The organism is Pseudomonas sp. 18.1.10 (assembly GCF_024655625.1).
In the GTDB taxonomy this organism is placed as follows: Bacteria; Pseudomonadota; Gammaproteobacteria; order Pseudomonadales; family Pseudomonadaceae; genus Aquipseudomonas.
Map to the genome: position 1 here is coordinate 1 of NZ_JANLGL010000337.1, position 4,243 is coordinate 4,243.

The 4,243-nt window shown below is 60.4% G+C and carries 6 protein-coding genes; 2 read left to right on the forward strand and 4 right to left on the reverse strand.

The window, feature by feature from the left end:
• Positions 1-113: 113 nt before the first annotated feature.
• Positions 114-455 (reverse strand): hypothetical protein, encoded by a 342-nt coding sequence (locus NUV89_RS28100; RefSeq protein WP_017738944.1) that lies wholly within the window; start codon positions 453-455, stop codon positions 114-116.
• Positions 456-487: 32 nt separating this feature from the next.
• Positions 488-1,132: an ATPase gene (locus NUV89_RS28105; RefSeq protein WP_257783883.1), complete on the reverse strand. Its 645-nt coding sequence runs from the start codon at positions 1,130-1,132 to the stop codon at positions 488-490.
• A gap of 132 nt (positions 1,133-1,264) precedes the next feature.
• On the opposite strand from NUV89_RS28105, the gene NUV89_RS28110 reads away from it, so the two are divergent.
• Positions 1,265-1,510, forward strand: a complete 246-nt coding sequence (locus NUV89_RS28110) for a hypothetical protein (protein ID WP_257783884.1) — start codon at positions 1,265-1,267, stop codon at positions 1,508-1,510.
• 3 nt (positions 1,511-1,513) lie between these two features.
• On the opposite strand, the gene yfcF is transcribed toward NUV89_RS28110, so the two are convergent.
• Both yfcF and NUV89_RS28120 read right to left on the reverse strand, forming a co-directional pair.
• On the reverse strand, positions 1,514-2,146 hold the full coding sequence (yfcF, locus tag NUV89_RS28115; protein WP_257783885.1) for a glutathione transferase: 633 nt from the start codon (positions 2,144-2,146) through the stop codon (positions 1,514-1,516).
• A 93-nt stretch (positions 2,147-2,239) separates the two neighbouring features.
• Positions 2,240-2,776, reverse strand: a complete 537-nt coding sequence (locus tag NUV89_RS28120; protein WP_257783886.1) for a DUF924 family protein — start codon at positions 2,774-2,776, stop codon at positions 2,240-2,242.
• Positions 2,777-3,022: 246 nt separating this feature from the next.
• Here NUV89_RS28120 and NUV89_RS28125 point away from each other — a divergent pair, with 246 nt between their 5' ends.
• On the forward strand, positions 3,023-4,177 hold the full coding sequence (locus NUV89_RS28125) for a DUF1624 domain-containing protein (RefSeq protein ID WP_257783887.1): 1,155 nt from the start codon (positions 3,023-3,025) through the stop codon (positions 4,175-4,177).
• The last annotated feature ends 66 nt before the right edge of the window (positions 4,178-4,243 follow it).

Genomic DNA, 4,243 nt, shown 5'->3' on the forward strand with positions numbered 1-4,243 from the left:
GACAGCGCGAAAGCGGTGGGTCAACCAACACACTCAGCGACTGACACTCCGTCTTCGCGAGCAAGCCCGCTCCCACACAAACCCCGCTCAACAGTGGATTGGTGCTGTGCAGACTACTTGCACTCCTGCGCCACCAACTCCAACCGCGACGGCGTCAGCGTGGAAGCCAGCGGCTTGCGCTCATACAGGAACACCTTGGTGCCATCCTGGCTCTTGTACGCCTCCAGCACATCATCCGCGGCAATCTTGCTGGTCAACACCACTTTGGCGTGGCGCGAGTTCTGCGTGACCGTCGAGGTGATGCCGTGCTTTTCCAGCTTGGGCAGCACGCATTGGGTATAACCTTCGGGCGTCTTGGTGGTTTGCAGGGTCAGCGTCGGAGCATTGGGAGCAGACACACAACCAGCCAGCCACAACGAAGCAAAGGCCAGGGCCGGGACGAAAAAAGAGCGCATAGAAATTCCTGGAAAATAATCAAAAAATCACATCAACCGGCTTGGACCAACGCCTTGAGCGATGCATCAAACTGACGCAAGGCCGCTTGCTGTACATCCCGCTGCTGCTCGATCTGCGCGGCAATCTCGGGGGCCGCCTTGTCATGCACCCACACCGACGGCACGTGCTTGTACACCGAGCCTTCGGCCTTGGCGATGTATTGCAGGTTCGCGTTATAGAACCGCGCAATAAACCGTGCCTCGACCCTGTCGTTACGCTGGGTCAGCAGTTGGTTATGGGTATCGAGCATCACCACTACATCCGGGTGCGCCTGCACCAAGGCATCCAGCGTGTCATACACCGTCACTGACACAAAGGCGCCTTGCAGCGAGCCCATCAGCCAATCGATGGCCAGTTCCGGGTCGGAGCTGTTGACGAACGCCTGGCGGATACGCTCGTCGAGGGCATCCTTGGCGCCGTTCAAGGCCATGTCGTGGTAGCGTTCAAGGTAGCTGAGGTTGTCGCGGGTGCTATCACTCAACAACACACCGACCGATTGCGCGTGCTGCAGGGAGTCTACGCTAGCGTCGATGGGTAGCAAATGGCCTGTTCGCAGTTCATCGGCAATGGCGGCGTTGTTTACGGCCACAGTGCCCAGCATCAGGGCCATCAATGCCAGCTGGATAATCGTCCTCATCGCGCATTTCCTTGAACAGCGTTTCGATGGGGCAATTTTGCGCTTTTGCTGAAAAAACAGAACTTGCAATCGGTGATGGTGACTATTATCTGAACCGATAGTGCCTACATAAAAATAGATAAGGACCCGACCATGAAGCCCCACCAGAAAACCTTCGACCGCATCCGCGAAGCCGTTCTACCGGAGTTTCGCGAGCGGATCGCCGATTACCTGGTCGATTATGAAAGCGTATTGCAGGACGAAACGGCCGACGCCGATCTGCGCTGCGCCAGCGCCCAACAGTTGCGCGGTTACCTGCGCGGCTTGAACACCACGCGGGTGCTGGGCATGGCGGACTGGGAAGACCTGGACCGCCGCGTCGCCCAGGAATGGCTGTAACCCCTAGAGCGCAGGGCGCGGCAGGTTGACCCAGGCCTGCACCGACGGCCGTTGCCACTGGCGTTGCGCATAGACGACCATCTCGGCGGGCACGCTGTCACCGTTGAGGATCAGGCGATTGAGCATCACTGCCAGGTCCACGTCGACAATCGACCAGGTGCCAAACAGGTAGTCGGGGTTACCTGCCAACAATGCTTGCGCCGCAGCGATCAACTTCTGCGCTGCCGCCTGGGCCACGGGCGATAACGGCGGCATCTTCTGCCCGCAAAACACCACCAGCGTCGAACGCTCCTGGCGAATCGCCAGCAAATCGCTGCGCAGCCACGCCTGCACCTGCCGCGCCCGCGCGCGCTGCTTGGGGTCGGCCGGGTACACCGCTGTCTCGGGATGGATCTCTTCCAGGTATTCAGTGATCGCCGACGATTCCGACAGTGCAAAATCGCCCTCCTCCAGGGTGGGCACGCGCTGGGTCAGGGACAGCCTGGCAAAGTCGGTCGTCTGGTGTTGCGCGGTGTCCAGATCGACGGTCACGGTATCAAACGCCAGGCCCTTTTCCCGCAGGGTGACAAACACCGACATCGCGTAAGGGCTGGTGTACTGGGCATCAACGTACAGGCGCAACTGAGGTTGGGTCATGGTGAGGCTCCTTGGATGAAAGCCCACGCTACGAGATCTGCGGCGGGAAAGACAATGGTAGGTTTTTATAGGGGCATTCCTGGCGGGAATGACCTATCCGGCGAACCCACCCTTGTCCAAAAAAGCCTGCTCCTCCTCAGTGCTGGCGCGGGCCAACACCTGGTTGCGATGAGGAAACCGCCCAAAGCGCTGGATAATCTCGGCGTGCTCCTTGGCCCAGTGGTAGGTGTTGGCGTCCAGCGTCTGGTTGAGGGCCAGGGAACGCTGCTGGTCCGCCGGGTCTTCCGAATGCTCGAACGGCAGGTAGCAGAACGCACGCAAGGCAGGCACGATCAACTGATCCCACCCGGCATCGATCATGCGCCCGGCATACAGGCGGGCCAACGGATCGGTGGCGAACATATGGGCCGTGCCGCGAAAGGCATTGCGCGGGTATTGGTCGAGCAGGATCAGCAGCGCCAGGGCGCCTTCTGCCGAGTCCAGCCAGCTTTCCAGCTCGCGGCGGGCGGCTTGCAGGTGGGCGCTGTGGAAGGTGTCGCGAAAGCGGGCGTCGAAGGCCTCGTCCTTGGCGAACCAACGCTGGGGGCCGGCGTTTTGCCAGAAGTCGATGACGGATTTTGCGGTGGTCATGGTAAATACCTGCGTAAGCGATTTGGCAGACGTTAGCAGAGTCGAACAGACGACGCGGCCCAATGTGGGAGCTGGCTTGCCTGCGATAGCTATGGCTCAGCCAGCATTTGTGGTGACTGACACGACGCCTTCGCGGGCAAGCCCGCTCCCACAGTTTTGATCGAGGCGTGGCCTAGAACCCGGCAGCAGGCAGATTAATGTTATAGGATAACACCCAATTTCCACCCTACCCTGCGATCCCTGCCCATGCCCGACGCTGTCCCCCTGCGCCAACGCCTGCTTTCCATCGACGCCCTGCGCGGCCTGGTGATCCTGTTCATGCTGCTGGACCACGTGCGCGAAACCTTCCTGCTGCACCGCCAGGTCAGCGACCCGATGAGCATCGACAGCACCGAGCCGGCGTTGTTTATCAGCCGCACCCTCGCCCACCTGTGCGCCCCGGTGTTTGTCTTGCTCACCGGCTTGTCGGCGTGGCTGTACGGCCAGAAATACCAAGGCCGCCGCGACGTGTCGGCGTTCCTGTTCAAGCGCGGGTTGTTCCTGGTGGTGCTGGAATTCACCCTGGTCAACTTCGCCTGGACCTTCCAACTGCCGCCCAGCGTGATCTACCTGCAAGTGATCTGGGCGATTGGTGTGAGCATGCTCGCCCTTGCCGCATTGGTGTGGCTGCCGCGCCCGCTGTTGTTCGCGGTGGCGATTGCCCTGATTGGCGGGCACAACCTGCTGGACGGCCTGCACTTCGCGCCAGGTTCGCTGCTGCAAAATGGCTGGGCAATCCTGCATGAACGCAGCTGGATCGACGTCGGTGACAACCTGCGCCTGCGTATCACCTACCCGGTGTTGCCGTGGATCGGCGTGATTGCGCTGGGCTATGGCCTGGGCCCGTGGTTTGCCAATGGAGTGCAGCCGGCGTTGCGTCAGCGCTACCTGGCGTTGGCAGGCGTGGCGGCGTTGGTTGGGTTTGTGCTGTTGCGTGCGCTCAATGGCTACGGCGAGAAGCCTTGGCAGGCGTATGAGAGTGGTGTGCAGACGCTGATGAGTTTTTTCAACGTGACCAAGTATCCGCCTTCGCTGTTGTTCCTGGCGTTGACGCTGGGGATGGGGTTGCTGCTGTTGCTGGCGTTTGAGCGTGTGGGGCATAAGCGGTGGATTGGCATGCTGGCGACGTTTGGGGCGGCGCCGATGTTCTTTTATCTGCTGCATCTGTATGTGTTGAAAGTGCTCTATGTTGCTTGTGTTGCGTTGTTTGGCCTCAATCAAGGCAGCTATTTTGGCGCAGACGGTATGGGCGCAATTTGGCTGGTCGCGCTGTTGTTGCCGTTGGTGCTGTATCCGCCCGTGCGTTGGTTTGCGGACCTTAAAGCACGGCGCCGCGACCTGGCTTGGCTCAAATACCTCTGACTGGACACAGGCCAAATGTGGGAGCGGGCTTGTGTGGGAGCGGGCTTGCTCGCGAAAGCGGTGGGT

Bases quoted from the DNA above. Each gene is read 5' to 3' on its own strand.
- NUV89_RS28100 (WP_017738944.1), bottom strand. From the start codon at position 455: ATGCGCTCTTTTTTCGTCCCGGCCCTGGCCTTTGCTTCGTTGTGGCTG.
- NUV89_RS28105 (WP_257783883.1), bottom strand. From the start codon at position 1,132: ATGAGGACGATTATCCAGCTGGCATTGATGGCCCTGATGCTGGGCACT.
- NUV89_RS28120 (WP_257783886.1), bottom strand. From the start codon at position 2,776: ATGACCACCGCAAAATCCGTCATCGACTTCTGGCAAAACGCCGGCCCC.
- yfcF (WP_257783885.1), bottom strand. From the start codon at position 2,146: ATGACCCAACCTCAGTTGCGCCTGTACGTTGATGCCCAGTACACCAGC.
- NUV89_RS28110 (WP_257783884.1), top strand. From the start codon at position 1,265: ATGAAGCCCCACCAGAAAACCTTCGACCGCATCCGCGAAGCCGTTCTA.
- NUV89_RS28125 (WP_257783887.1), top strand. From the start codon at position 3,023: ATGCCCGACGCTGTCCCCCTGCGCCAACGCCTGCTTTCCATCGACGCC.